We start from the raw sequence: 25,643 nt of genomic DNA on the forward strand, positions 1-25,643 counted from the left end.
CGCTGGTTAAGTCAGCAGTGGAGAGCGGTCGAGGAGGAGAACGGACAGGTGGACGCCGAGCTGACCAACAGGAGCCGGGACGCGATCAACGCGGCGAGCAATCGCGCCGTGACCGAGGGCCACCCGGACCTCACCCCTGCCCACCTGCTGCTGGCTCTGCTCCAGGGGCAGGAGAACGAGAACATCACCGACCTGCTCGCCGCCGTCGACGCCGACCAGGCCGCCGTACGCGCCGGGGCGGAGCGGATCCTGGGCTCGCTGCCCAGCGTGACCGGCTCCACCGTGGCGCCTCCGCAGCCCAACCGGGAGCTGCTGGCCGTGATCGCCGACGCGGGCGAGCGGGCGAGGGAACTCGGTGACGACTACCTGTCCACCGAGCACCTGCTGATCGGTGTCGCCGCGCAGGGCGGCGCGGCCGCCGAGCTGCTCAGGGGACAGGGCGCCGACGCCAAGAAGCTGCTGGAGGCCTTCCGGAAGGCCAGGGGAGGACGCCGCGTGACCACCGCCGACCCCGAGGGCCAGTACAAGGCCCTGGAGAAGTTCGGCACCGACTTCACCGCCGCCGCCCGCGAGGGCCGGCTGGATCCGGTCATCGGACGGGACCAGGAAATCCGGCGGGTCGTGCAGGTGCTGAGCCGCCGTACGAAGAACAACCCCGTGCTCATCGGCGAGCCCGGCGTCGGCAAGACCGCCGTCGTGGAGGGCCTGGCCCAGCGGATCGTCAAGGGCGATGTGCCCGAGTCGCTGAAGAACAAGCGGTTGGTCGCGCTCGACCTCGGCGCGATGGTGGCCGGCGCCAAGTACCGGGGCGAGTTCGAGGAGCGGCTGAAGGCCGTCCTCGCCGAGATCAAGGACTCCGACGGGCAGATCATCACCTTCATCGACGAGCTCCACACCGTCGTGGGCGCCGGTGCCGGCGGGGACTCCGCCATGGACGCCGGGAACATGCTCAAGCCCATGCTCGCGCGCGGCGAGCTGCGCATGGTGGGCGCCACGACCCTGGACGAGTACCGCGAGCGGATCGAGAAGGACCCGGCGCTGGAGCGGCGCTTCCAGCAGGTGCTGGTCGCCGAGCCGAACGTCGAGGACACCGTCGCGATCCTGCGCGGCCTGAAGGGCCGGTACGAGGCCCACCACAAGGTGCAGATCGCGGACAGCGCGCTGGTGGCCGCCGCCACCCTGTCCGACCGGTACATCACCTCCCGCTTCCTGCCGGACAAGGCCATCGATCTCGTGGACGAGGCCGCCTCCCGGCTGCGCATGGAGATCGACTCCTCGCCCGTGGAGATCGACGAGCTCCAGCGCGCCGTCGACCGGCTGAAGATGGAGGAGCTGGCGATCGGCAAGGAGACCGACCCGGCCTCCCGGGAACGGCTGGAGAAGCTGCGTCGCGACCTCGCCGACAAGGAGGAGGAGCTGCGCGGCCTGACCGCCCGCTGGGAGAAGGAGAAGCAGTCCCTCAACCGGGTCGGCGAGCTGAAGGAGAAGCTGGACGACCTGCGCGGCCAGGCCGAACGCGCCCAGCGCGACGGCGATTTCGACACCGCCGCCAAGCTGATCTACGGCGAGATCCCGCAGCTGGAGAAGGAGCTGGAGGCCGCCTCCGAGGCCGAGGAGGAGGTCGCCAAGGACACCATGGTCAAGGAGGAGGTCGGCGCCGACGACATCGCCGACGTCGTCGCCGCCTGGACCGGCATCCCGGCCGGACGGCTGATGGAGGGCGAGACGCAGAAGCTGCTGCGCATGGAGGACGAGCTGGGCCGGCGGCTCATCGGCCAGACCGAGGCGGTCCGGGCGGTCAGCGACGCCGTACGGCGCTCCCGGGCCGGCATCGCCGACCCCGACCGCCCGACCGGCTCCTTCCTCTTCCTCGGTCCGACCGGTGTCGGAAAGACCGAACTCGCCAAGGCGCTCGCCGACTTCCTCTTCGACGACGAGCGGGCCATGGTCCGAATCGACATGTCGGAGTACGGCGAGAAGCACACCGTGGCCCGGCTGGTCGGCGCGCCCCCCGGGTACATCGGCTACGAGGAGGGCGGTCAGCTGACCGAGGCGGTGCGACGGCGCCCGTACAGCGTGGTGCTGCTGGACGAGGTGGAGAAGGCCCACCCGGAGGTCTTCGACGTCCTGCTCCAGGTGCTGGACGACGGCCGCCTGACGGACGGTCAGGGCCGGACGGTCGACTTCCGCAACACCATCCTGGTGCTCACCTCCAATCTGGGCAGCCAGTTCCTGATGGACCCGCTGACCAGCGAGGAGCAGAAGAAGGAGCAGGTCCTGGAGGTCGTCCGGGCCTCGTTCAAGCCCGAGTTCCTCAACCGGCTCGACGACCTGGTGGTCTTCTCCGCGCTGACCAAGCCCGAGCTGGCGCGGATCGCGCAGCTCCAGATCGACCGCCTGGCCAAGCGGCTGGCCGAGCGCCGGCTCACCCTGCACGTCACCCCGGAGGCGCTGGCCTGGCTCGCCGAGGAGGGCCTGGACCCGGCCTACGGCGCCCGCCCGCTGCGCCGCCTGGTGCAGAGCGCCATCGGCGACCGGCTCGCCAGGGAGATCCTCTCCGGCGAGATCAAGGACGGCGACACGGTCCGCGTCGACCGCTCCGGCGAGGGCCTGCTGGTCGGCCCGGCCACCGGCAAGACGCTGTGACGCTCAGGTGGTGAACGCCGAGAAGCGTACGAGGGCCCGGTCCGGGCCCTCGTACGTCACGGTGACGTCCGCGGCGTACGCGCCGAAGCCCGGGTCGGACGCGCCCGGGACCAGCCCGGCGTAGTCCGCGGAACCCTGCTGGAACTCCAGGTGCAGACAGAGATCGACGGAGTCCGGGTAGCAGTACTCCGTCTTCGGCTCCGGCCCGACCGGGTACGTGGTTTCCAGCCAGTGGCGGACGTCCTTCCGGGGCATACGGAAGCGGGCCTCGTAGTTCGTGTCCAGCCAGGACTGCACCGCGCACTCGGCGCCGTACGCCCCGGACGGCAGCTTCGCCCCGCCGAAGGCGAGCGCCTCGGCGCACGGCACCTCCTCGGGGGCACCGCCGAGGGGATAGTCCGAGGTCGCGAACTTCACCACCGCCACGATCACCCAGATCAGGACCAGTCCGGGCAGCGCCGCGACGGCCGTGAAACGCCCCCACCTGGTCCGTGCCCGTGCCATCACGCCACCCCCGTGCCGTACGCCCGCCACCCGACCAGCCGGATCATGTCAGCCCACGGCTGACAGGGCCCCGTCGGGGCTTGCCACCCCCCTCCCCGCATGGGGGAGGATGGCGGCATCCGCATGAAGGGAAAAACACGGTGACCATCGACCCGTCCTCGATTCCGAACTTCGGGGGCCAGCCCGAACCGCAGCCCCAAGGACCGGTGGGCCCCGTCCTCCCGGATCAGGACCTGGTGAAGCAGCTTCTCGACCAGATGGAGCTGAAGTACATCGTCGACGAGGAGGGTGACCTCGCGGCGCCGTGGGAGCAGTTCCGCACCTACTTCATGTTCCGCGGCGAGGCCGAGCAGGCGATCTTCTCGGTGCGGACCTTCTACGACCGCCCCCACAAGATCGACGAGCGGCCCCAGCTGCTGGAGTCCATCGACGAGTGGAACCGCCGCACTCTGTGGCCCAAGGTGTACACCCACACCCACGACGACGGCACCGTCCGCCTGATCGGTGAGGCCCAGATGCTGATCGGCACGGGCGTCGACATCAACCACTTCGTCTCCTCCACGGTCAGCTGGGTGCGGGCCGCGATCGAGTTCGACAAGTGGCTGGTCGAGCAGCTCGGCCTGGAGCAGGAGGTCAACGAGGCGGAGACGCCCGAGAACGGCCAGAACGGCGCGGACGACGCCCCGAAGCCCGAGGGCGACGGGGAGTAACCGAGCCCGGACCGGTCCGGGGGCGCCGCCCCCGGACCGCACCCCCTCACATGCTCCGCAGCCGCTCCGCCGCCTCCCGCAGCACGTCCTCCCGCTTGCAGAAGGCGAACCGCACGAACGGCGCCCCCGCCTCCCGGTCGTCGTAGAAGACCGCGTTGGGGATGGCCACCACGCCCGCCCGCTCCGGCAGCGCGCGGCAGAAGGCGAACCCGTCCTTCTCGCCGAGGGGCCGGATGTCGGTGGTGATGAAGTAGGTGCCGGCCGGCCGGAACACCTGGAAACCCGCCGCCGTCAGCCCCTCCGCCAGGATGTCCCGGCGGGCCAGCATGCCCCGGCGGAACTCCTCGAAGTAGGTGTCGGGCAGCGCGAGGGCCTCGGCCACCGCGTACTGGAAGGGTCCCGAGGAGACGTACGTCAGGAACTGCTTCACCGCCCGGACCGCGCTCACCAGCTCGGGCGCGGCCGTCACCCAGCCGACCTTCCAGCCGGTGAACGAGAACGTCTTGCCCGCCGAGCCGATGGTCACCGTCCGCTCGCGCATCCCGGGGAACGTGGCCAGCGGCAGATGCGCGGCGCCGTCGAAGACCAGGTGCTCGTAGACCTCGTCGGTCACCACCAACAGATCCCGCTCCACCGCCAGCTCGGCGATCGCGGCCAGCTCCGCGCGTGTGAGGACCGTACCGGTCGGATTGTGCGGGGTGTTGATCAGCAGCAGCCGGGTGCGGTCGGTGACCGCGGCGCGCAGCTCGTCCAGGTCCAGGCGGAAGCCGGCTCCCTCGGTGACGTGCGGCCGCAGGGTCACCGGCACCCGCCGGCCGCCCGCCATCGCGATGCTCGCCGCATAGGAGTCGTAGTACGGCTCCAGCGCCACGACCTCGTCGCCCGGCTCGACCAGCGCCAGCAGCGCGGCCGCGATCGCCTCGGTCGCGCCCGCCGTGACCAGCACCTCGGTGTCGGGGTCGTAGGACAGGCCGTAGCGGCGCTGCTGGTGTGCGGCGATCGCGGTGCGCAGTTCGGGGACGCCGGGGCCCGGCGGGTACTGGTTGCCGCGGCCGTCGCGCAGCGCCCGTACGGCGGCCTCGCGGACCTCCTCGGGCCCGTCGGTGTCGGGGAAGCCCTGGCCGAGGTTGATCGACCCGGTCGCCACGGCGAGCGCCGACATCTCGGCGAAGATCGTCGTCCCGAACGCGGCGAGCCGGCGGTTGAGGTGGGGGCGTGCGCTGGAGGTCATGCCGGTCATCCTGCGCTCAAGCTCTGGACTTCCTCAACTCTGCTTTGCGGGTTCGGGCCGTTGGGCATCTCCCCGGCACCGCGCGAGACGCGGCAGCATGCGAGGCGCCCACGGGGGGCCGCTTCGGGGGAACGGAAGGAGGGTGACGCCATGAGTGACACCGAGATCGCAGGCATCATCCTGGCGGTGATCGTGATGGTGCTCATCGGGGTGAACCGGGTGCGTCGCAACCGGCTGCAGGCCGGGCTGTCACTCGGCAAGGGCGGCGGGCGCAGCGGGAGGCGCCGCTCGGCGGCGTCTTCGTCTTCGTCTTCGTCGTCCTACGACGGCGGCGGGAGCAGCTGGTGGGTCGGGGGCGGTGACTCCGGCTCGTCGGGGGGACACGGCGGGCACCACGGGGGGCACGGAGGGCACGGGGGGCACTCCTGCGGGGGCCACTCGTGCGGTGGCGGCTCGTCGTGCGGCGGAGGTTCGTCGTGCGGCGGCGGGGGAGGTTGCGGGGGAGGCAGCTGACACGGGGCAGCTGAGCTTGCAGGAACGGGGGAACCGCAGCCGGGCGGCACACGGCCGAGCGCCCGTCGGAGAGGACTTCCGGCGGGCGCTCGGCCTGTCCGCTCCCGCGCCCGGCGTACGCCATGGTTGAACAGTTGAGCTGTGGAGCCCTCTAGGGGATGGAAACCCCACGAAGTTGGGTAAAAACGCTGTGGCGACGCCACTGTTCATGATTCCCTCTACATCGCCAACGCAGCCCCTCGGACGTCCCTGACGCCTCCCCACACCGGCCGGGCCGGCTGGGCTGACATGGCCGATCTCCCCCTCATCGCGTGTTAGCGGAGCCGATCCATGCTCACGACCCTGAACACCTCCTATACCGATACGCGCGCTGCGGACCTCGCCTGGGCCCTGGGGCGCGAGCCGCTGCCCGCCCTCGCCACCCTCGATCTCGAACTGACGGGCGCAAAACTCCAGTTGAGGCTGCTCGGCGCGTCCCATCAGGTGCTTCTGGAGGAGAAGCGAGGCAGCTGTTCGGAGACGGTCGCGTGCCTCCCCGGCTCCAGCACCCCGCTGCCGCTGGGCGTCGCCAAGCGGGTCGACGACTGGGAGTACGAGTTCGCCGCCCGGGTGGAGGTGCTCACCCCCGGCTCGTTCGCGGGCCGCGCCCAGGAACTGCTGGCCCTCGTCTCCGACCATCCGCACGGCCTCGCCGGTGTCTTCCCCGGCAGCCCGCACGCCTTCACCGCGATGCTGGCCCAGCGGCACGAGGGGCAGGTGCACTGGCGTACCTGGCACGCCTACCCGCAGGACGGCCAGTTGGTGGCCACCCGGACCCGGGTCGGGGTCCGGGTGCCGGTGCGACAGCGGAGCTGATCACCTCGCGGCGGCATAAACCCGCCAGGCGTCAACTGCCGTTGTTTCCACACGTGTGGGTGACGAAGCGTCCCGAGTGTCTGACGTAACGTCGCAGAGTGATCGAACCGCACGCCCCCGCGCCCCCGGGTGCCCCGCCCCACCGGACAGGCCCCGCACGGCTGCCCGTCCGGCCCGGCACCGGGCGGTTCCTGGTCCTCGTGTGCGTCTTCGTCTGCGCGGCCTGCGGACTCGTGTACGAACTCGAACTCGTCGCCTTCGCCTCGTACTTGATCGGCGACACGGTCACCCAGGCCTCCGTGGTGCTGTCCGTGATGGTGTTCGCGATGGGCATCGGCTCGCTGGGTGCCAAGCGGCTGCGCTGGCACGCGGCGGCCGGATTCGGCGCGGTCGAGTCGGCCCTCGCGCTGGTCGGCGGGTGCAGCGCGATGGCCTTGTACGCCGTGTTCGCCTGGACCGGCGGCTGGGGCGGCATCTGGGCCGACGGGCCGCGCTGGCTGCTGGTCGCCTTCTCCCTCGCCATCGGCCTGCTCATCGGTGCCGAGGTCCCGCTGCTGATGGAGCTGATCCAGCGGATCCGCCGGCAGGACGCGGGCGGCGCGGTGGCCGACCTGTTCGCCGCGGACTACGTGGGCGCGCTCGTCGGCGGCCTGGCCTTTCCCTTCCTCCTGCTGCCGTTCTTCGGTCAGTTGACCGGCGCGCTGCTGACCGGCACGGTCAACGTGGTCGCCGGCGGCGCCCTCGTCCTCGGCCTGTTCCGCCGTGACCTCACCCGCCGCGCCCGCTGGACCCTGCTCGCCGCGGGTCTCACCGTCCTCGGCGTCCTCGCCTCCGCCGCAGCCCTCGCCGGCGACTTCGAACGGGCCGCCCGGCACGCCGTGTACGGCGCGGACGTCCGGGTGGCCGTGCAGACCGGCGTCCAGGAGATCGTCCTGGCCGGCGGCACCCACGGCCGGCCCCTCGAACTCTTCCTGGACGGCCGGCTGCGCACCGGCGGCCGGGACGAGCGCCGCTACCAGGAGGCCCTGGTCCAGCCGGCCCTGGCCGGCCCGCACACTCGCGTCCTGATCCTCGGCGGCGGCGACGGCCTGGCCGCCCGCGAGGTGCTGCGCCACCGTGGGGTGCGCCGCGTCGACATCGTCGAACTCGACCCCGGCCTGCTGCGCCTGGCCCGCCACGACCCCGGCCTGGCCGCCGCCAACGGACACGCCCTCGCCGACCCGCGGGTGCACGTCACCACCGCCGACGCGCTCACCTGGCTGCGCGGAGCGCACGGTCCGGCGTACGACGTGGCGATCGCCGACCTCCCCGACCCCGGCATCACCGCCAGCACCAAGCTGTACTCGCAGGAGTTCTACGGCCTGGCCCGCAGCGTGCTGGCCGGAGACGGCCGCCTGGCCGTGCACGCCGGTCCCGTCACCGCCCGCCCCCGTGCCTTCTGGACCGTCGCCGCGACCCTCCGCACGGCCGGCTTCGCCGTCTCCCCCTACCGGGTCCTCGGCGACGGCTCCGGCTTCGCGGCCGGCCCCGACCGCTCGCCGGGCACCTCCCGCGCCCCGCACGACTGGGGCTTCCTGCTGGCGGCCCCGGGCGACACCCCGCCGCCCCTGCGGCCCGGCCCCGGCCGACTGCGCACCCTGACCCAGGCCGAGCTGACGGCGGACGCGCGGGCGGCGGAACGGACGCGGATCGGGGGGCTGCGGGCGTCGACGCTGGTGCATCCGCGGTACTGAGGAGTGCGGGCCGGTTTCCGTCGGCCGGCCGGGTCGGCGGGTGGACGGGCAAACGGGGGTCGGGGGCGAGAGCCCCGGCACGACAGGGTGAGTTCCGGCCACGACTGGGTAGGCTCACCGACCATGAGGCACCAGGTCTTCGTCCCGGTCCCCGCCGAGAGGCTCAGCGCGGCGCTGGCCGACCCCGCACGCGTCGCCCGGGCGGTCCCCGGCCTGCACCAGGACGCCGGTGCCGAACCCGTCGCCGGCCGGCTGAAGCTGCGCGTCGGCGGACACTCCGTCACCTACCGGGGAACGGCACGGGTGACGGTCCGCGCGGACGGTACGTACGCCGTCGAGGGCGACGTCACCGAGGCCCGCGGCACCGGCGCGGTCAAGCTCGCGCTCACCCTGCGCCTCGCGGACACCGAGGGCGGCTGCACCGTCACGGCCGAGGGCACGGCGGACGCGTCCGGACGGATCACCGAACTCCCGGCGGAGGCGGTGGCCTCGGCGGTGACGCGGCTGCTGAACCGTTTTGTGGAGAACCTGGCGACGGACGGGGGCGAGACGGAGGAGCCGGAGGGCGAAGGGGAGGAGCCGGAGGCCGAGGCGGAAGAGCCGCAGGCCGAGACGGCTGAGCCCGGGGCCGGGACGGAGAAACCGGAGACCCCGGGCACTGATTCCGGCCGCACCTCCGTCTTCGACACCGAGGTGCCCCCGCCCTCCCTGGACCCGGACGCGGACGACGACGTCGAGTACCCCGACCGCCTCACCGGGGACTTCGCCGACACCGGCGAACCGCCCGCCGAGGCCGCGCACGCCCGCCGCACGATGATCGGCCGCAGCGCCGAAGAGGTCGACCACGCCCCGCCCCGCGGCCGCTACGCCCCCGTACCGGCCGCGCAGACCATCGCCGGGAACCCGGCCCTGCGCTGGGCGGCCCCCGCCGCGGCGCTGGCCCTGGCCTCGGCGATCGTGGTGACCCGCGCCCTGCGCAAGCGACGCTGAACGGCTTGCCGCACGCCCTCTTGATCGCCCCAGTAGGGTCGGTCCCGTGAGTAACGAAGACATCACGCTGACCGCGGGCGACGCGGAAGTGACCGTGCGGCCCGGCAACGGTGGCCGGATCGGCGGGCTCCGCATCGGTGGTGTGGAGCTGCTGCGGCAGGGCGAGCGCTACGGCTGCTTCCCGATGGTGCCCTGGTGCGGCCGGATCCGGGACGGCCGCTTCCTGGACGGTGCCACCGTGCGCCAGATGCCCCTCAACTCCCCGCCGCACGCCATCCACGGCACCGCACGCGACGGCGCCTGGCGCACCGCGCGCACCGCCGCGAACGAGGCCGTCATCACGCACGACCTGGTCGACCCCTGGCCGTACCGCGGCCGCGTCACCCAGGTGGTCACGCTGGCCGAGGACAGCCTGACGCTGACCATGTCCGTGGAGGCGTACGACGATTCCTTCCCGGCGCAGATCGGCTGGCACCCGTGGTTCAACCGGAACCTGGACGGCGCGGACGTACGCCTCGACTTCACGCCGGCCTGGCAGGAGGAGCGGGGCGCCGACCATCTGCCCACCGGCAACCGGATCGACCCGAAGCCCGGCCCCTGGGACGACTGCTTCGGCATGCCCGACGGGGTCGACGTCACCCTCACCTGGCCCGGCCGGCTGGAGCTGAAGGTGGCCAGCCGCGAGGAGTGGGTGGTCGTCTACGACGAGCAGGCCGAAGCCGTGTGCGTGGAGCCGCAGACCGGCCCGCCCAACGGCCTGAACACCCTGCCGCGCCTGGTCACCCCGCTGGAACCGCTGGAAGCCACGACCACCTGGACCTGGCGCCGGCTCTAAGCTGGTCGGCATGACGGACGTACGTGGCGAGCTGCTGCAGCAGATCAAGGACAAGGCCGTGGTGCACGGCAAGGTGACCCTCTCCTCGGGTCTGGAGGCCGACTACTACGTCGACCTGCGCCGCATCACCCTCGACGGCGAGGCCGCCCCGCTGGTCGGCCAGGTGCTGCTGGACCTCACCGCGGACCTCGACTTCGACGCGGTGGGCGGGCTGACCATGGGCGCCGACCCGGTCGCGGCCGCCATGCTGCACGCCGCCGCCGCGCGCGGGAAGAAGCTGGACGCCTTCGTCGTACGCAAGGCCGCGAAGGCGCACGGCCTGCAGCGGCGCGTCGAAGGACCGGACATCGCGGGCCGGCGGGTCCTCGTCGTCGAGGACACCTCCACCACCGGCGGCTCGCCGCTCACCGCCGTCGAGGCCGTGCGCGAGGCGGGCGCCGAGGTCGTCGCCGTCGCCACCATCGTCGACCGGGCGACCGGCGCCGCCGAGAAGATCGAGGCCGGAGCGGGCGTTCCGTACCGTTTCGCCTTCTCGAAGGATGAACTGGGACTGGACTGACGACCCGAATTGACCTGGACTTGACCGGCGCATGGACCATCGGTTCATGTCTGGAAAGATGGGGCCGACGATGACGTCGCCCCCAAGGTCTAGGTCAGGGCCGTAACGCAGAACGCCAACCCGCAACTCAAGGAGCGGACAGATGCCCATCGCAACCCCCGAGGTCTACAACGAGATGCTCGACCGGGCGAAGGCAGGCAAGTTCGCCTACCCGGCCATCAACGTCACCTCGAGCCAGACCCTGAACGCGGCGCTGCGCGGCTTCGCGGAGGCGGAGAGCGACGGCATCGTCCAGATCTCGACCGGCGGCGCCGAGTTCCTCGGCGGTCAGTACAGCAAGGACATGGTGACCGGCGCGGTCGCGCTCGCCGAGTACGCGCACATCCTCGCCGAGAAGTACCCGGTCAACATCGCGCTCCACACCGACCACTGCCCGAAGGACAAGCTCGACGGGTACGTACGTCCGCTGATCGCGCTCTCCGAGGAGCGCGTGAAGGCCGGCCGTAACCCGCTCTTCCAGTCGCACATGTGGGACGGCTCCGCCGAGACCCTCGCCGACAACCTCGCCATCGCCCAGGAGCTGCTGGAGCGCGCCCGCGCCGCCAAGATCATCCTGGAGGTGGAGATCACCCCGACCGGCGGTGAGGAGGACGGCGTCACCCACGAGATCAACGACGAGCTGTACACCACCGTCGACGACGCGATCCGCACCGCCGAGGCCCTGGGCCTGGGCGAGAAGGGCCGCTACCTGCTGGCCGCCTCCTTCGGCAACGTGCACGGCGTGTACAAGCCGGGCAACGTCGTGCTCCGCCCCGAGCTGCTGAAGGAGCTGAACGAAGGCGTCGCCGCCAAGTTCGGCAAGGCCGCTCCGTTCGACTTCGTCTTCCACGGCGGCTCCGGCTCCACCGAGCAGGAGATCCTCACCGCGCTGGAGAACGGCGTGGTGAAGATGAACATCGACACGGACACCCAGTACGCCTTCACCCGTCCGGTCGCCGCGCACATGTTCCAGAACTACGACGGCGTCCTGAAGGTCGACGGCGAGGTCGGCAACAAGAAGGCCTACGACCCGCGTACCTGGGGCAAGCTGGCCGAGGCGAGCATGGCCGCGCGCGTCGTCGAGGCCACGCAGCACCTGCGTTCGGCGGGCAACAAGATCAAGTAAGCGGTACTACCCGGCGGGCCCGGCGGCTGTCCATGCCGCCGGGCCCGCTGTATACCTGGGACCATGCCCGATGTCCGGCTGGCCTCGCCCCAGGGCAAGCGGATCCTGCTCACCACCGTGCTCGGCTCCAGCATGGCCATGCTGGACTCCACCGTCGTCAACGTCGCCCTTCCGCGCATCGGCCACGACCTGGACGCGAGCCTCGCCACCCTGCAGTGGACGGTCAACGCGTACATGGTCACGCTGGCCGGTCTGATCCTGCTGGGCGGCTCGCTGGGGGACCGCTACGGCCGCCGCCGGGTCTTCGTCCTCGGCGTGGTCTGGTTCGCCGCCGCCTCGCTGCTGTGCGGCCTGGCCCCGACCTCCGGCGTGCTGATCGCCGCGCGCGCGTTGCAGGGCATCGGCGGCGCTCTCCTGACCCCCGGCTCGCTCGCCCTGATCCAGGCGTCCTTCCACCCCGACGACCGCAGCCGCGCGGTCGGCCTGTGGTCCGGCTTCGGCGGGATCGGTGCCGCCGTCGGCCCGTTCCTGGGCGGCTGGCTGGTGGCCGGCCCCGGCTGGCGCTGGGTGTTCCTGCTCAACGTGCCGCTGGCGCTGCTGTGCGTACCGGTCGCGCTGCGGCACGTGCCGGAGTCGGCCGACCGCCGGGCCCACGGCCGCTTCGACGTCCTCGGCGCGGCCCTGGGCGCCCTGGCCCTCGCCCTGCTGACGTACGCGCTCATCGAGGCCCGGGCGGGTTCGCTGGTGGTGGCCCTGACGGCCGTGGCGGGCCTGGCCTCGGCGGTGGCCTTCGTCCAGGTGGAGCGTCACCGCCCCGACCCGATGCTCCCGCCGGACATCTTCGCCTCGCGCCAGTTCACCGCGGTCAACCTGGTCACGCTGTGCGTGTACGCGGCCTTCAGCGGTTTCTTCTTCCTCACCGCCCTCCAGCTCCAGGTCGTGACGGGCTACTCGCCCCTGGCCGCCGGTACGGCCCTGCTCCCGACCACCGCACTGATGCTGCTGTTCTCCGCCCGTTCGGGCGCCCTGGCGGACCGTACCGGCCCGCGGCTGCCGCTGACCGTGGGCCCGCTGCTGTGCGCGGCGGCGATGCTCCTGATGCTCCGGGTGGGGGCGGACGCCGACTACCTCACGGACGTCCTGCCCGCGGTGCTGGTGATGGGCGCCGGCATGGTCACCCTCGTCGCGCCGCTGACGGCGACCGTCCTCGCCTCCGTCGACACCGCCCGGGCGGGCCTGGCCAGCGGCATCAACAACGCGGCGGCGCGGGCGGCGGGCCTGGTGGCCGTGGCGGCACTCCCGCTGCTCGCGGGCATGGGGCCGGAGGCGTACCGGTCGCCGACCGCCTTCGACGCGGCCTTCGACCGGGCGATGCCGATCTGCGCGGGCCTGCTGGCCGCCGGTGCGCTGCTGGCCTTCACCCGGGTGCGCCGTCCCGCCCCGGGCTGCCGCCGGCCGGAGTGCCGCACCCACGGCTCGGTGACCTCTCCACCCCTGGAGGGGCAGGGGCCGGGAGCATCCCCCAGTGACAGACTGAACCCATGACGATTCACGAGAACCTCCTCGGCGGCCCGCCTCCCACCCACCTGCCCGACGCCCCGGAGCCCCGTCGCCTGCTGGCGGACGGCACCGCGCCGGCGGATGTCGCCGCCCGGTACCCCACCTCCTCCCTCGCCTGGGCCCAGCTGGCCGACGAGGCCTTCGAGCGGGGCTCGGTCGTGGAGTCGTACGCCTACGCCCGTACGGGCTACCACCGCGGCCTGGACGCCCTGCGCCGCAGCGGCTGGAAGGGCCACGGCCCGGTGCCCTGGGAGCACGAGCCGAACCGCGGCTTCCTGCGCGCCCTGCACGGCCTGGCCCGCGCCGCACAGGCGATCGGTGAGCAGGAGGAGTACGAGCGCTGCACGCAGTTCCTGAAGGACTCCTCGCCGACGGCGGCCCAGACCCTGGGCTGACCCGTAGGGGAGTCACCGGTGTGGCCCGTCTGGCAGCAGACGGGCCTTGCCGTACCCGGGGGCATTGCGGAGGATGTCGGGGTGGGGACCGGGGCCCCCGTGCCGGCATCGGCAGGGGCGGACCGCTACCCGGAGTAACAACAGGAGACAGCGATGTCCCAACAGGCTCACCCCCCTTACGAGGCCGCTGAGCCCGAGACCCCGAATCTCGATTTCGCGGGGACGACGCCGTACGAGGACTACGTCAAGGCGGACGTGCTCACCCACCTCCAGCAGACCCTCTCCGACGACCCCGGAGAGATGGTCTTCCTGGTGACGACCCAGGTCATGGAGCTGTGGTTCACGGTCATCGTGCACGAGTGGGAGACGGCCGCGCAGGCGCTCCGCTCGGACGACGTGCCGACCGCCGTCGCCGCGCTGAAGCGTTCCGTGCGCGAGCTGGAGGCCCTGAACGCCTCCTGGAAGCCGCTCGGCCAGCTCACCCCCGCCCAGTTCAACTCGTACCGGAGCGCCCTCGGCGAGGGCTCCGGCTTCCAGTCTGCGATGTACCGGCGCCTGGAGTTCCTGCTCGGCGAGAAGTCCGCGTCCATGCTCGTCCCGCACCGCGGCGCCCCGCGCGTCCACGCGGAACTGGAGAAGGCGCTGCACGAGCCGAGCCTGTACGACGAGGTGGTACGGCTCCTCGCGCGCCGCGGCCACGCCATCCCCGCGTCCGTGCTGCGCCGTGACGTCACCCGGCGGTACGAGCACTCCGACGCCGTCGAGGCGGCCTGGGCGGAGATCTACTCCGGCGACCAGAACGCCGAACTCGCCCGCCTCGGCGAGGCGTTGAGCGATGTGGCCGAGCTGGTGTGGCGCTGGCGCAACGACCACCTGGTCGCCACCCGGCGCGCGATGGGCGCCAAGGCCGGCACCGGCGGCTCCGCCGGAGTGGCCTGGCTGGAGAAGCGCGCCCGCAAGAACGTCTTCCCGGAGCTGTGGACGGCGAGGTCCCATGTCTGAGCTTGCCCTGCACGCCGAGAAGCTGGACGCGGCGGACGAGCTGGCGCCACTGCGGGAGCGTTTCGTCCTGGACGCCGTGCCCGATCATGCGGCTGACGCCGCGGGCGTCTACCTGGACGGCAACTCGCTGGGCGCCCTGCCGGCGGGCGTCCCCGACCGGGTGGCGGACGTGGTCCGGCGCCAGTGGGGCGAACTGCGCATCCGCTCCTGGGACGAGAGCGGCTGGTGGACGGCGCCCGAGCGGATCGGCGACCGGATCGCCCCGCTGGTGGGCGCGGCACCCGGCCAGATCGTCGTCGGCGACTCGACGAGCGTCAACGTCTTCAAGGCGCTGGTGGCGGCGGTCCGTATGGCCGGGGACGCCCGGGACGAGCTGCTGGTCGACGCGACGACCTTCCCCACGGACGGCTACATCGCCGAGTCGGCGGCCCGGCTGACCGGCCGCACCCTGCGCGCGGTGACCCCGTCGGAGGTGCCGTCCGCACTGAGCGGCCGTACGGCCGCGGTGCTGCTCAACCACGTCGACTACCGCACCGGCCGGCTGCACGACCTGCCGTCTCTGACGGCCGCGATCCACGCGTCCGGCGCCCTCGCGGTCTGGGACCTGTGCCACAGCGCGGGCGCGCTGCCGGTGGGCCTGGACGAGCACGGGGTGGACCTGGCGGTCGGCTGCACCTACAAGTACCTGAACGGCGGCCCGGGTTCGCCGGCGTACCTGTATGTGCGCGCCGAGCACCAGGACCGCTTCGACTCCCCGCTGCCCGGCTGGAACTCCCACGCCGAGCCCTTCGGGATGAGCCCGGTCTACACACCGGCACCGGGCGCCCTGCGCGGCCGGGTCGGCACCCCGGACATCCTCTCCCTGCTGGCGCTGGAGGCGGCCCTCGACGTCTGGGACGGGGTGTCGGTCTCCGCCGTCCGCGCCAAGTCACTGGCGCTGACGGACTTCTTCCTGCGGTGCGTGTCCGCGTACACCGAGCCCGGCCGGGTGGAGTGCGTGACGCCCGAGCGGCACGAGGAGAGGGGCAGCCAGATCGCGCTGCGCTGCCCGGACGCGGGCGAGGTGATGAAGCGCCTGATCGCCCGGGGCGTGGTGGGCGACTTCCGCCACCCCGACGTCCTCCGCTTCGGCTTCACCCCGCTGTACGTGGGCTTCCGGGACGTGGAACGGGCGGCTCGGGTGTTGGGGGAGGAGTTGGGGTAGGGCGTTGGTGCGTGGGGTCGGGGGCCGGGAGGGGCCTGGTGCGGGTGCGGGTGCGGGTGGCTAGGGCTGGCGGCTGGCGGCTGGTGCCGGGTGCGTGGTGTTGGTGTGGGGCGCGTGGGGTGCGGGGCGCTGGTGTGAGGCGCTGGCCCTGCGCCCCGGCCTCCGTGTCTGGTGGCGGGCCCCGCGGCCGGCGTTCGTGCGTGGTGGCGGGTCCCGCGCCCGGCGTTCAGTGCCTGGTCCGGGGGCCCGCACCCCGGCGATTCGGGCCTGTCGGGGCCCGCGGCCGGTGTTGTCGGGCGCCCCGTGCGGCACAGAACCGTTTATCCCTCACGGTGCGTCACATCCCCGTATCCCCGCACGTCACCGGCCTGATACCGTCCCCGCCAACGGCCGATTTCCCACCTGGTCCGCCAAGCCCTCCCCCAGTGCCGAAAGCCTGGGAGGTGCCCCCATCGTCGCTGAGAGGTTGGAGCATGCCGGACGACGCAGCAGCAGCCCGCGCCGCCGCCGAAGAGGAATCGGCCTTCTCACACCCCGCAGTCGACCCCGACGTCACCGCCGCGTACGGTGACCACCCCGACCAGGTGATCGACTTCTACGCCCCCCGCACCGGCACGGTGTCCGCCGCTCCCGACTCGTCGGCCCCCTTGGTCGTCGTCCTGCACGGTGGCGCCTGGCGGGCCCGCTACGACCGCCGCCACATCACCCCCTTCGCGGACTACCTGGCCCGAAGAGGCTTCGCGGTGGCCAACGTCGAGTACAGGCGGGGCGGCGAGCCACTGATCCCGGGGCAGCAGGCGGGGAACGAGGAGCCGGCCGGGGCCGGCGGCACGCCGCTCGCCGGGCGCTGGCCGGACACGTTCGACGACGTCGCGGCGGCCCTGGACGCCCTGCCGGCGTTGGTCCGCGAGGCGCTCCCGCAGGCGGATCCCCGCCGCACGGTGCTGACCGGCCACTCGGCGGGCGGCCACCTGGCCCTGTGGGCGGCGGCCCGGCACGTCCTCCCGGCGGACGCCGCCTGGCGCACCGACGGCCCGGCACCGCTCCGCGGCGTCGTCGCGCTGGCCCCGATCGCGGACTTCGAGGTGGCGGAGAAGCTGGACGTGTGCGCGCACGCGTCCTTGCAACTGCTGGGCGGGCAGGATCACTTCGCCGAGCGCAGGCCGTACGCGGACCCCGGGCTGCTCCTTCCGACGGGCATCGCGACGACGCTCGTCCAGGGCCGTACCGACCTGGTGGTGCCGCACCAGGTGGCCGAGTCGTACGCGGAGGCCGCGGCGAAGTCGGGCGAGGTGGTCGGACTGACGCTCCTGGAGGACGTGGGCCACTTCCCGCTGATCGACCCGGCGGCGGACGCCTGCGCGGTGGTGGCGGAGGAGATCGCACAACTGGCCTGGTGAGCAACCGGATGCGGCCACTACGGGCGCACCCGGTGATACCCGTAATACCTGAGAGCTACCCCGCAGGACAGCTCCCTGGCGGGACGCCGACGACACGCCCCCCTGCCTAACTTCCTTGTCAGCAAAGCCCGATGGCCGGGCTCTCTGAAAGGAAGCCACCCATGGGGCAAACAGACCCGCCACCGAGCGACATCCCGCAGCCGCCGGCGGCGTTTCCGGTGGCGGGTTCGGCGCGCACCGACGCTGCACAGCGGCTGTCGACGTTTCCGGTGGCGGGTTCGACGCCCATCCACAATCCGCAGCCGCCGACGGCGATTTCGCCCCGCGGGGGCCACCCTCAGGTGACGACGAAAGCTGCACGGGTGGTGCGGGTGGGAAACCGGATCCGGCCGAAGGCCGGGCGTCCACCCACCAACCCGCACCCGACAACGCGCCGCACAGCCCCCCGCACAGCCCCCCGCCCCCGTCAAAAAGCCCTCCGCACGCTCCTGTCCGCCCTCCTCACCGCCGCCATCGTCGCCCCCCTCGCCGCCGCGACCCGCCCCGCCATCCCCGCCCCACCCCCCGCCACCCTCCCCACCCTCACTCCCGCCACTCTCCCCTCCATATACGCGGCGAACCGAGCCAACGCCGCCGCAGCCGCCCGCATGGCCGCCGCCCACGGCGACCCGCACCGCGCCACCGCAGACCGCACCCTCGCCGCCCCCACCCGCCACCTCCTCACCTTCGACGGCCGAGGCGCGGGCCAGGCGGCGGAGGTGCTCGGCGACCTCGCCCACGCCGACCACATCGCCGTCCTGGTCCCCGGCTCGGACACCTCCCTGGACACCTACGCCCGCTTCCACCGAGCAGCCACGGCCCTGTACGCGGACCTCACCCACCGCTCCACCCCCGGCACCCGCGTCGCCGTCATAGCGTGGCTCGGCTACGAGACCCCGGCCACGGTCAGCACCACGGTGACCACCACCACCCGCGCCGACGAAGCCGCCCCCGACCTGCGCGCCTTCATACGCCGACTGCGCACGGTGGCCCCCGCCGGAGCCCACCTCTCCCTGCTCTGCCACTCCTACGGCTCCGTGGTCTGCGGCCGCGCCGCTCCCGGCCTGGACGCGGACGACATAGCCCTGGTCGGCAGCCCCGGCACCGGTGCGGACTCCGCCGCCGCCCTGCACACCCGCGCCCGGATCTGGGCGGCGCGCGGCAGCGACGACTGGGTGGAGCAGGTCCCGCACGTCCGTGCGGACCTCTTCGGCACCACCGTCGGCTTCGGCACCGACCCGGTCTCCGCGGCCTTCGGGGCCCGGGTCTTCGACGCGGCCGACGCCGACCACAGCGGCTACTTCACCCCGGGCTCGGCCTCCCTCGCCAACCTCGCCCGGATCACCCTCGACGACCCCTCGGAGGTAACCCGTGCCTGAGCCCTCCCGGCGTACGCGCGGCCCCGCACACCCCCTCCGCCGACCGCTGCACGCGCTCCACCGTGCAGCCGACCGCGCAGCCCACCGCGTGGACGGCGCCACCCCCGCCTCCCGCGACCGTGCCGTCGACGCGCTGCGCGCCGTCGCGATCCTCGGTGTCGTCCTGGGCCACTGGCTGGTGACCGCCCTGGTGGCGGAGGACGGCGCTCTGCACGCGGCCAGCCCGCTGCAGCACATGCCCCGGCTGGCGCCGGTCTCCTGGCTCTTCCAGACCCTGGCCGTGTTCTTCCTGGTCGGCGGCCATGTGGCGACCCGCAGCCTCGCTTCGGCCGGCACGAGAGGCGAGTCCTACGCCGCCTGGCTGCGCGTCCGCCTGACCCGCCTGCTCCGCCCGGTGGCCGCACTGGTGGCCCTGTGGTCGGTGGCCGCCACGGCCCTGCTGCTCACCGGCGCGTCCCTGCCCACCATCCACACCCTGCTCAAGCTGGCGCTGTCCCCCCTGTGGTTCCTGCTGGTCTTCGCCGCGTTGACGGCCGCCACTCCGCTGGTCGCCCGCCTCAACCCGCTCTGGCCGCTCGCCGTCGTCCTCCACGTCGACCTGCTCCGCTTCGGCCTGCACCTCGGCCCGTCCTGGCTCGGCTGGGTGAACCTGGCCGCCGGCTGGCTGGTTCCCTACACCCTGGGCGCGGCCTGGGCCCGGGGCGGGCTGCGCGCCCGCCGCTCGGCCTGGGCGCTGTTCCTCGGTGGTACGGCGGCCACGGCGCTGCTCGTCGGCTACGCGGGCTACCCGGCGTCCATGGTCGGCGTCCCCGGCAGCGCGGTCTCCAACCTGAACCCCCCGACCCTGGCGGCCGTCACGTTCGGCCTGGCCCAGTGCGGCCTGGCGCTCCTGCTGCGCGACCGGCTGCGCCGTACGATGGCCCGCCCCCTTGCCTGGGCGGGGGTGGCCCTCGTCAACCTCTCCGCGATGACGATCTTCCTCTGGCACCAGACGGCGATGATGGCCACCACGGCCACCGGTCTCCTGGCCGGCCGTCTGCCCGGCCTGCACACCGCACCCGACTCCCTGACCTGGGTGGCGTCCCGTCTCGTCTGGCTCCCGCTGTTCACCCTGGCGCTCGCCCTGTGCCGGGCGGCCTTCCGTCACCACGAACAGGGCCCGCGCCGCCCCCGCAACCGCCCGTCCCGGGTGGTCCACCGCCACCTCCCGCCGACGAAGTCCCCGCACCATGCCTAAGGTTGCCCCTGTGACGCCCGCGGACCCCAACCCCACCCCCAGTCCCGCGGACGGCCGTCACGCCCCGCCCGCCGACTCCGCGCGCCCGCGCCCCCGCCTCCGCACCTGGCTGGGCGAGGCCCCCGTCCGCAACTCGCCCCCCTTCTCCAAGTACCGCTGGGCCCGCCTCCTCACCTACCTCCTCATCGCCTGGGCGGCCCTGGGCATCGCCCTTGGCGGGGGCGTCGACGTCTCCGAGTCGTACGACCTCACCTACCCCGTCGCCCTCCTCGCCACGGCGCTCCAGGCCGCCGCCCTCGTCCTGGCCGTCCGGCGTCCCGTCCCCGCCTGGGCGGTGTCCCTGGCCGCCGCCGCCGTCACCGCCCTGCTCGGCCGTCCGCATCTGGAGTCGGTCGCGCCGCCCGGCCCCAACTGGCCCTGGTCGACGCCCGCGCTGCTGGCCCACATGGCCGTCCTGCTGCTCTTCGCGCTGCGCGTGCGCCTGCTCGGCACGCTGACCGCGCTCGGCGTGACCACTGTCGTGACCTACCTCCTGCACGCGGGCCTCGCGACCGGGCACTACTCCGGCACCGGCATGATCGCCGTGTCCCTGTTCGCCATCGCCACCGCCATCGGCGGCACCCTGCGCAGCCGCCAGGAGGCCCGTAGGGAACTGGTCCAGCAGACGACGATCACCGCCGAGGAGCGGGCCCGCCGCACGCTGCTGGAGGAGCGCAGCCGGATCGCCCGTGAGCTGCACGACGTGGTCGCCCACCACATGTCGGTGATCTCCATTCAGGCCCAGGTGGCGCCCCATCTGGCGCAGAATCCCTCCGAGGAGCTGCTGGAGAACCTCGCCGGCATCCGCAACAACGCCCTGGAGGCGCTCACCGAGCTGCGCCGGGTGCTGGGCGTGCTGCGGTCCGAGAACCCCGAGGACCCCTACGGGCTGGGCAGTCCCGGCACCGGAGCGGCCCCGGACGCTCCCCAGCCCACGCTCGACCGTCTCGACGCGCTGATCGAGAACACCCGCGCGGCGGGGCTGGACGTGACGGCCGAGATCGTGGGCGAGGTACGGCCGTACGCTCCGGGCGTGGAGCTGTCGGCGTACCGGATCGTGCAGGAGGCGCTGAGCAACGCGCTGCGGCACGCGCCGGGGTCCCGGGTGCACGTCGAGGTCGGGCACTTCCCGAACGGTCTGCACCTGGTGGTGACCAACTCCCGCCCGCGGTATCCCGTCCCGCGCTCCCCGGGCGCCGGGCACGGGCTGCTCGGCATGCGGGAGCGCGCGGCGATGCTCGGCGGTCACGTCCTCGCGGAGACGACCGCGGACGGCGGTTTCGGCGTCACGGCCTTCCTTCCCCGGGACATCACCCCGACCACGCCCGACAGCCCCTGACAGGAGAACAGACGCCATGACAAGCGGCACCGGCAGCATCCGGGTACTCATCGCGGACGATCAGCAGATGGTCCGGCAGGGCTTCACCGTGCTGCTCAACGCCCAGCCCGACATCGAGGTGATCGGGCAGGCGGTGGACGGCCGGGACGCGATCGCCCGGACCGCCGAACTGGTCCCGCACGTGGTGCTGATGGACATCCGGATGCCGGGAATGGGCGGCATCGAGGCGACCCGCCTGATCATCGAGGACCACCCCGCCGTCCGGGTGCTGGTGCTGACCACGTTCGACCTCGACGAGTACGTGTACGACGCGCTGCGGGCGGGGGCCTCCGGCTTCCTGCTCAAGGACGCGTCGGCGGACAAACTGGCCGAGGCGGTGCGGGTCGTGGCCGCGGGCGACGCCCTGCTGGCCCCCGGCATCACCCGCCGCCTCATCGCCGAGTTCTCCCGCCTGGACGGCAGCAGCCGGGGCCCGCTCAAGCAGCGCGTCGGCGATCTCACCGAGCGGGAGACGGAGGTGCTGGCACTGATCGCGCAGGGTCTGTCGAACGCGGAGATCGCCGAACGGCTGGTCGTGGCCGAGCAGACCGTGAAGACGCACGTGGGCCGCATCCTGGTGAAGCTGGGCCTGCGCGACCGCACCCAGGCGGCGGTCTTCGCCTACGAGTCCGGCGTGGTCCGCCCCGGAGGCCGCTGACAGCCCCCAGCCGGCCCCCAGCAGCGCCCCGGCCGGCACCCCCGCCCGCTGACCAGCCGCGCCGGCCGCTTGGCCCGCGTCGGCCCCTGCTCCCGGCCGGCCCGCATCGGCCCCTGCTCCGCCGTCGGGCCGCGTCGGCCGAGGCCCCCGGCCACCGGGCCCGCGTCGGCCCCTGCCCCCAGCCGCCAGGCCGGCGTCAGCCCCTCCCCCCGGTGGGACCCCTCCCACCCGTAGTACCTGAGAGGGACCCCCAAGGACCCCTCTCCAAGGGGACGACCGCACCCCCCGCCCGCGCCTACCGTTCTGTACGTGACCGAGACGACGCACACGCAGACGACGCCGGGCCCGGCCGGCCGGCCGCGCAGCCCCGAGGTCAGGCTGGCTGCGGACGCCCTGCGCGGGCTGTGGCAGGACCTGTTCCACGACGCTTTCGCCTACCGCCCGCTGCCCCCCAGGGCCGTGGCCGGCCCCCTCTCCCGCCACTTCTCCGAGCGGATACAGGGGTATGCGGCCTGGACCCCGCACGCCGTGGTGGTGGCCGGCGGACTCGTCGCGCTGGCCGCCGGCATGACGGGCACGGACGCCGGCGCGGCGGCGCTGCTGTGCGGGCTGCTCGCCCTGGCGCCGGTGCTGCTGACGCTGGTGCGTCCGGTCGGCGCGTTCTGGCTGTCGTTCGCGGCGACCACCGCCACCGCCGTCATCGGCGGCGACTGGGGCAGCTGGCCCTGGCTGCCGGGCAGCCTGGTCTCCCACCTGCTGGTGCTCACGATCGTGGCGAGCCGCACCCGCCCGCGCGCGGCGGCCTGGATGTGGCTGCTGACCGGGCTGTACGGCTTCTTCGCCGAGGCTCTCTTCGGCTTCGGGCACTACGACACCGACACCGGTCCCATGCTGGTCGTGTCCGCGCTGCTTCTGCTGGCCGTCACGGTCCGTCACATACGCCGGCAGGCCCAGCAGGAGGTGACCGCCCAGCAGACGGTGACCGAGCACGAGCGCTCGCGGCGCACCCTGCTGGAGGAGCGCACGACGATCGCCCGTGAGCTGCACGACGTCGTCGCCCACCACATGTCGGTGGTCGCCATCCAGGCGGAGGCCGCCCCCTACCGGGTGGAGAACCCGCCGCCGGAGCTGGAGAAGGCGTTCGCCACCATCCGGGAGAACGCGGTGGCGGCCCTGACCGAGCTGCGCCGGGTCCTCGGGGTGGTCCGCGCGGAGAACTACGAGGCGCCGGACGCCCCGCAGCCCACTCTGGCCGATCTGGACGGCCTGCTCGCCAATGTGCGCGAGGCCGGTCTGGAGGTGGAGAAGGCGGTGACCGGCGCGGTGCGGGAGCTGCCGCAGGGGGTGGAGCTGTCGGCGTACCGGATCGTGCAGGAGGCGCTGAGCAACTCGCTGCGGCATGCGCCGGGCGCCGGGGCGCGGGTGGAGATCGGGTATGTCCTCGGCGGCCTGGGACTGCGCATAGTCAACGGCCCGCCGCCGGCCCCGCACCTGGTCAAGGTCTCGCCCGGCGCCGGGCACGGCATCACGGGCATGCGGGAGCGCGTCTCGATGCTCAACGGCGAGATGACGGCGGGCCCGACGGCCGACGAGGGGTATGAGGTGACGGTGTTCCTGCCGGTGCCGGCGGCCACGGCGATCGAGGGCGGGGCATGACGATCCGCGTACTGATCGCGGACGACCAGATGATGGTCCGCGAAGGCTTCTCGGTCCTGTTGAACGCGATGCCGGGCATCGAGGTCGTCGGCGAGGCCGTCAACGGCCGGGAGGCGGTCGAGCGGGTGCGCGAACTCGCCCCGGACGTGGTGCTGATGGACATCCGGATGCCGGAGCTGAACGGCATCGAGGCGACCCGGGAGATCGTCGCCGCGGACGAGACGGCGAAGGTGCTGGTGCTGACCACGTTCGACCTGGACGAGTACGTGTACCAGGCGCTCCGCGCAGGTGCCTCCGGCTTCCTGCTCAAGGACGCCTCGGCCCGTCAGCTGGCCGACGGCGTCAGGGTGGTGGCGGCGGGCGAGGCTCTGCTGGCCCCCTCGGTCACCAGGCGGCTGATCACGGAGTTCTCCCGGCTGGCGGACGCGCCCCGCCTGATGCCGTCGGCCCAGGCCGCGTACGGGGAGCTGACGGAACGGGAGACGGAGGTGCTGGTACTGATCGCGCAGGGCCTGTCGAACGCGGAGATCGCGGCGCGGCTGGTGGTGGCGGAGTCGACGATCAAGACACACGTCAGCCGCATCCTGGTGAAACTGGGCCTGCGGGACCGCACCCAGGCGGCGGTGTTCGCCTACGAGGCGAGGCTGGTCACACCGGGCTGAGTCGCGGCCCCCACCCTGGCCGGGGACGGACACTCGGGGCTACCGTCCGTCCATGGCAGCTGCTGCGGACCTCGCTTTCGACCCCTGGGACCCGGCGTTCGTCGCGGACCCGTACCCGGCCTACGCCGAGCTGCGGGCGCGCGGCCGGGTGATCCGGTACGAGCCGACCGACCAGTGGCTGGTGCCGCATCACGCGGACGTCTCGGCGCTGCTGCGCGACCGCCGGCTGGGCCGTTCCTACCGGCACCGGTTCTCGGACGAGGAGTTCGGGCGGACGCCGCCCCCGCCGGAGCACGAGCCGTTCCACACCCTCAACGACCACGGGATGCTCGACCTGGAGCCGCCGGACCACACCCGGATCCGGCGTCTGGTGTCGAAGGCGTTCACGCCGCGCACGGTGGAGCGGCTCACGCCGTACGTGGCGAGCCTCGCCGGCGAGCTGGTGGACCGGCTGGTCGCGGCGGGCGGCGGGGATCTGCTCACGGACGTCGCCGAGCCGCTGCCCGTGGCCGTCATCGCCGAGATGCTCGGCATCCCGGAGTCGGACCGGTCACCGCTGCGCCCGTGGTCGGCACAGATCTGCGGGATGTACGAGCTGAACCCGTCGGAGGAGACGGCAGGTAAGGCGGTGCGCGCCTCGGTCGAGTTCTCGGACTACCTGCGCGAGCTGATCGCCGAGCGCCGCAAGGAGCCGGGCGACGACCTGATCTCCGGGCTCATCGCCGCGCACGACGAGGGCGACCGGCTGACCGAGCAGGAGATGATCTCCACGGCCGTCCTGCTGCTGAACGCGGGGCACGAGGCGACCGTCAACGCCACGGTCAACGGCTGGTACGCCCTGTTCCGCAACCCCGGCCAGCTCGCCGCCCTGCGCGCCGACCACTCCCTGATCCCGTCCGCGATCGAGGAGCTGATGCGCTACGACACCCCGCTCCAGCTCTTCGAACGCTGGGTCCTGGACGACATCGAGATCGACGGCACGACGATCCCGAGGGGCGCGGAGATCGCCATGCTCTTCGGCTCGGCCAACCACGACCCGGCGGTCTTCACCGACCCCGCCCGCCTGGACCTCACCCGCGCCGACAACCCGCACATCTCCTTCAGCGCGGGGATCCACTACTGCATCGGCGCCCCGCTGGCCCGCCTGGAGTTGGCGGCCTCCATGACGGCCCTCCTCCGCCGGGCCCCGACCCTGACCCTCGCGACGGAGCCACAACGCAAGCCGAACTTTGTGATCCGGGGCTTGGAGGGGCTGAACGTCGAGGTGCGCTGATCACCCGCCAGCCGGTCGGA

At 73.0% G+C, this 25,643-nt stretch carries 22 protein-coding genes; 20 read left to right on the top strand and 2 right to left on the bottom strand.

Annotated features, from left to right (window positions below; genetic code table 11):
- The first annotated feature begins 48 nt into the window (after nt 1-48).
- Nucleotides 49-2,646 carry an ATP-dependent chaperone ClpB gene (gene clpB / locus ACZ7DL_RS20465; protein ID WP_470775665.1) on the top strand — a complete coding sequence of 866 codons (2,598 nt, stop codon included), beginning with the start codon at nt 49-51 and terminating at the stop codon, nt 2,644-2,646.
- A gap of 3 nt (nt 2,647-2,649) precedes the next feature.
- On the opposite strand, the gene ACZ7DL_RS20470 is transcribed toward clpB, so the two are convergent.
- Nucleotides 2,650-3,150 carry a hypothetical protein gene (locus tag ACZ7DL_RS20470; RefSeq protein WP_470775667.1) on the bottom strand — a complete coding sequence of 167 codons (501 nt, stop codon included), beginning with the start codon at nt 3,148-3,150 and terminating at the stop codon, nt 2,650-2,652.
- Nucleotides 3,151-3,290: 140 nt separating this feature from the next.
- Here ACZ7DL_RS20470 and ACZ7DL_RS20475 point away from each other — a divergent pair, with 140 nt between their 5' ends.
- Nucleotides 3,291-3,860 (top strand): type III secretion system chaperone family protein, encoded by a 570-nt coding sequence (locus ACZ7DL_RS20475; protein WP_470775669.1) that lies wholly within the window; start codon nt 3,291-3,293, stop codon nt 3,858-3,860.
- A gap of 46 nt (nt 3,861-3,906) precedes the next feature.
- On the opposite strand, the gene ACZ7DL_RS20480 is transcribed toward ACZ7DL_RS20475, so the two are convergent.
- Complete coding sequence (locus tag ACZ7DL_RS20480; RefSeq protein ID WP_470775671.1) at nt 3,907-5,100, bottom strand: pyridoxal phosphate-dependent aminotransferase; 1,194 nt, start codon at nt 5,098-5,100, stop codon at nt 3,907-3,909.
- 834 nt (nt 5,101-5,934) lie between these two features.
- Here ACZ7DL_RS20480 and ACZ7DL_RS20485 point away from each other — a divergent pair.
- From ACZ7DL_RS20485 to ACZ7DL_RS20570, 18 genes are all read left to right on the top strand, one after another.
- Nucleotides 5,935-6,459, top strand: coding sequence for a DUF2617 family protein (locus tag ACZ7DL_RS20485; protein WP_470775674.1), 525 nt, complete (start codon nt 5,935-5,937; stop codon nt 6,457-6,459).
- A gap of 98 nt (nt 6,460-6,557) precedes the next feature.
- Complete coding sequence (locus tag ACZ7DL_RS20490) at nt 6,558-8,192, top strand: polyamine aminopropyltransferase (RefSeq protein WP_470775676.1); 1,635 nt, start codon at nt 6,558-6,560, stop codon at nt 8,190-8,192.
- A 123-nt stretch (nt 8,193-8,315) separates the two neighbouring features.
- The gene (locus ACZ7DL_RS20495; protein WP_470775678.1) at nt 8,316-9,182 is read left to right on the top strand and encodes an SRPBCC family protein; all 867 of its coding nucleotides are present in this window, start codon (nt 8,316-8,318) and stop codon (nt 9,180-9,182) included.
- A 46-nt stretch (nt 9,183-9,228) separates the two neighbouring features.
- Nucleotides 9,229-10,017, top strand: coding sequence for an aldose epimerase family protein (locus tag ACZ7DL_RS20500; RefSeq protein ID WP_470775681.1), 789 nt, complete (start codon nt 9,229-9,231; stop codon nt 10,015-10,017).
- Between the two features lie 10 nt (nt 10,018-10,027).
- Nucleotides 10,028-10,576: an orotate phosphoribosyltransferase gene (pyrE, locus tag ACZ7DL_RS20505; protein WP_470775683.1), complete on the top strand. Its 549-nt coding sequence runs from the start codon at nt 10,028-10,030 to the stop codon at nt 10,574-10,576.
- A 142-nt stretch (nt 10,577-10,718) separates the two neighbouring features.
- Nucleotides 10,719-11,741, top strand: a complete 1,023-nt coding sequence (gene fbaA, locus ACZ7DL_RS20510) for a class II fructose-bisphosphate aldolase (protein WP_470775684.1) — start codon at nt 10,719-10,721, stop codon at nt 11,739-11,741.
- Between the two features lie 63 nt (nt 11,742-11,804).
- Entirely contained in the window at nt 11,805-13,286 is a 1,482-nt protein-coding gene (locus ACZ7DL_RS20515) for an MFS transporter (protein ID WP_470775685.1), read from the top strand.
- Nucleotides 13,283-13,696, top strand: coding sequence for a DUF3151 domain-containing protein (locus ACZ7DL_RS20520; protein WP_470775686.1), 414 nt, complete (start codon nt 13,283-13,285; stop codon nt 13,694-13,696). Before ACZ7DL_RS20515 ends, ACZ7DL_RS20520 begins: the two co-directional genes overlap by 4 nt.
- Nucleotides 13,697-13,849: 153 nt before the next feature.
- Nucleotides 13,850-14,698, top strand: coding sequence for a tryptophan 2,3-dioxygenase family protein (locus tag ACZ7DL_RS20525; RefSeq protein ID WP_470775688.1), 849 nt, complete (start codon nt 13,850-13,852; stop codon nt 14,696-14,698).
- The gene (gene kynU / locus ACZ7DL_RS20530) at nt 14,691-15,902 is read left to right on the top strand and encodes a kynureninase (protein ID WP_470775690.1); all 1,212 of its coding nucleotides are present in this window, start codon (nt 14,691-14,693) and stop codon (nt 15,900-15,902) included. The genes ACZ7DL_RS20525 and kynU overlap by 8 nt, the downstream gene beginning before the upstream one ends.
- 473 nt (nt 15,903-16,375) lie before the next feature.
- Nucleotides 16,376-17,302 carry an alpha/beta hydrolase gene (locus tag ACZ7DL_RS20535; protein WP_470775692.1) on the top strand — a complete coding sequence of 309 codons (927 nt, stop codon included), beginning with the start codon at nt 16,376-16,378 and terminating at the stop codon, nt 17,300-17,302.
- 371 nt (nt 17,303-17,673) lie between these two features.
- Nucleotides 17,674-18,720, top strand: coding sequence for an alpha/beta hydrolase (locus tag ACZ7DL_RS20540; RefSeq protein WP_470775693.1), 1,047 nt, complete (start codon nt 17,674-17,676; stop codon nt 18,718-18,720).
- 46 nt (nt 18,721-18,766) lie between these two features.
- Nucleotides 18,767-19,957, top strand: a complete 1,191-nt coding sequence (locus ACZ7DL_RS20545) for an acyltransferase family protein (protein WP_470775781.1) — start codon at nt 18,767-18,769, stop codon at nt 19,955-19,957.
- Nucleotides 19,950-21,335, top strand: coding sequence for a sensor histidine kinase (locus ACZ7DL_RS20550; protein ID WP_470775696.1), 1,386 nt, complete (start codon nt 19,950-19,952; stop codon nt 21,333-21,335). Before ACZ7DL_RS20545 ends, ACZ7DL_RS20550 begins: the two co-directional genes overlap by 8 nt.
- A gap of 16 nt (nt 21,336-21,351) precedes the next feature.
- Nucleotides 21,352-22,032: a response regulator gene (locus tag ACZ7DL_RS20555; protein WP_470775698.1), complete on the top strand. Its 681-nt coding sequence runs from the start codon at nt 21,352-21,354 to the stop codon at nt 22,030-22,032.
- A 309-nt stretch (nt 22,033-22,341) separates the two neighbouring features.
- Nucleotides 22,342-23,688 (top strand): sensor histidine kinase, encoded by a 1,347-nt coding sequence (locus ACZ7DL_RS20560; RefSeq protein ID WP_470775699.1) that lies wholly within the window; start codon nt 22,342-22,344, stop codon nt 23,686-23,688.
- Entirely contained in the window at nt 23,685-24,350 is a 666-nt protein-coding gene (locus ACZ7DL_RS20565) for a response regulator (protein ID WP_470775701.1), read from the top strand. Before ACZ7DL_RS20560 ends, ACZ7DL_RS20565 begins: the two co-directional genes overlap by 4 nt.
- Before the next feature lie 52 nt (nt 24,351-24,402).
- Complete coding sequence (locus ACZ7DL_RS20570) at nt 24,403-25,623, top strand: cytochrome P450 (RefSeq protein ID WP_470775703.1); 1,221 nt, start codon at nt 24,403-24,405, stop codon at nt 25,621-25,623.
- Nucleotides 25,624-25,643: the final 20 nt, after the last annotated feature.

It is taken from the genome of Streptomyces sp. NPDC036984, from assembly GCF_055607665.1.

Bases quoted from the DNA above. Each gene is read 5' to 3' on its own strand.
- ACZ7DL_RS20470 (WP_470775667.1), bottom strand. From the start codon at position 3,150: ATGGCACGGGCACGGACCAGGTGGGGGCGTTTCACGGCCGTCGCGGCG.
- ACZ7DL_RS20480 (WP_470775671.1), bottom strand. From the start codon at position 5,100: ATGACCGGCATGACCTCCAGCGCACGCCCCCACCTCAACCGCCGGCTC.
- ACZ7DL_RS20485 (WP_470775674.1), top strand. From the start codon at position 5,935: ATGCTCACGACCCTGAACACCTCCTATACCGATACGCGCGCTGCGGAC.
- ACZ7DL_RS20495 (WP_470775678.1), top strand. From the start codon at position 8,316: ATGAGGCACCAGGTCTTCGTCCCGGTCCCCGCCGAGAGGCTCAGCGCG.
- pyrE (WP_470775683.1), top strand. From the start codon at position 10,028: ATGACGGACGTACGTGGCGAGCTGCTGCAGCAGATCAAGGACAAGGCC.
- fbaA (WP_470775684.1), top strand. From the start codon at position 10,719: ATGCCCATCGCAACCCCCGAGGTCTACAACGAGATGCTCGACCGGGCG.
- ACZ7DL_RS20515 (WP_470775685.1), top strand. From the start codon at position 11,805: ATGCCCGATGTCCGGCTGGCCTCGCCCCAGGGCAAGCGGATCCTGCTC.
- ACZ7DL_RS20520 (WP_470775686.1), top strand. From the start codon at position 13,283: ATGACGATTCACGAGAACCTCCTCGGCGGCCCGCCTCCCACCCACCTG.
- ACZ7DL_RS20525 (WP_470775688.1), top strand. From the start codon at position 13,850: ATGTCCCAACAGGCTCACCCCCCTTACGAGGCCGCTGAGCCCGAGACC.
- kynU (WP_470775690.1), top strand. From the start codon at position 14,691: ATGTCTGAGCTTGCCCTGCACGCCGAGAAGCTGGACGCGGCGGACGAG.
- ACZ7DL_RS20535 (WP_470775692.1), top strand. From the start codon at position 16,376: ATGCCGGACGACGCAGCAGCAGCCCGCGCCGCCGCCGAAGAGGAATCG.
- ACZ7DL_RS20550 (WP_470775696.1), top strand. From the start codon at position 19,950: ATGCCTAAGGTTGCCCCTGTGACGCCCGCGGACCCCAACCCCACCCCC.
- ACZ7DL_RS20555 (WP_470775698.1), top strand. From the start codon at position 21,352: ATGACAAGCGGCACCGGCAGCATCCGGGTACTCATCGCGGACGATCAG.
- ACZ7DL_RS20565 (WP_470775701.1), top strand. From the start codon at position 23,685: ATGACGATCCGCGTACTGATCGCGGACGACCAGATGATGGTCCGCGAA.
- ACZ7DL_RS20570 (WP_470775703.1), top strand. From the start codon at position 24,403: ATGGCAGCTGCTGCGGACCTCGCTTTCGACCCCTGGGACCCGGCGTTC.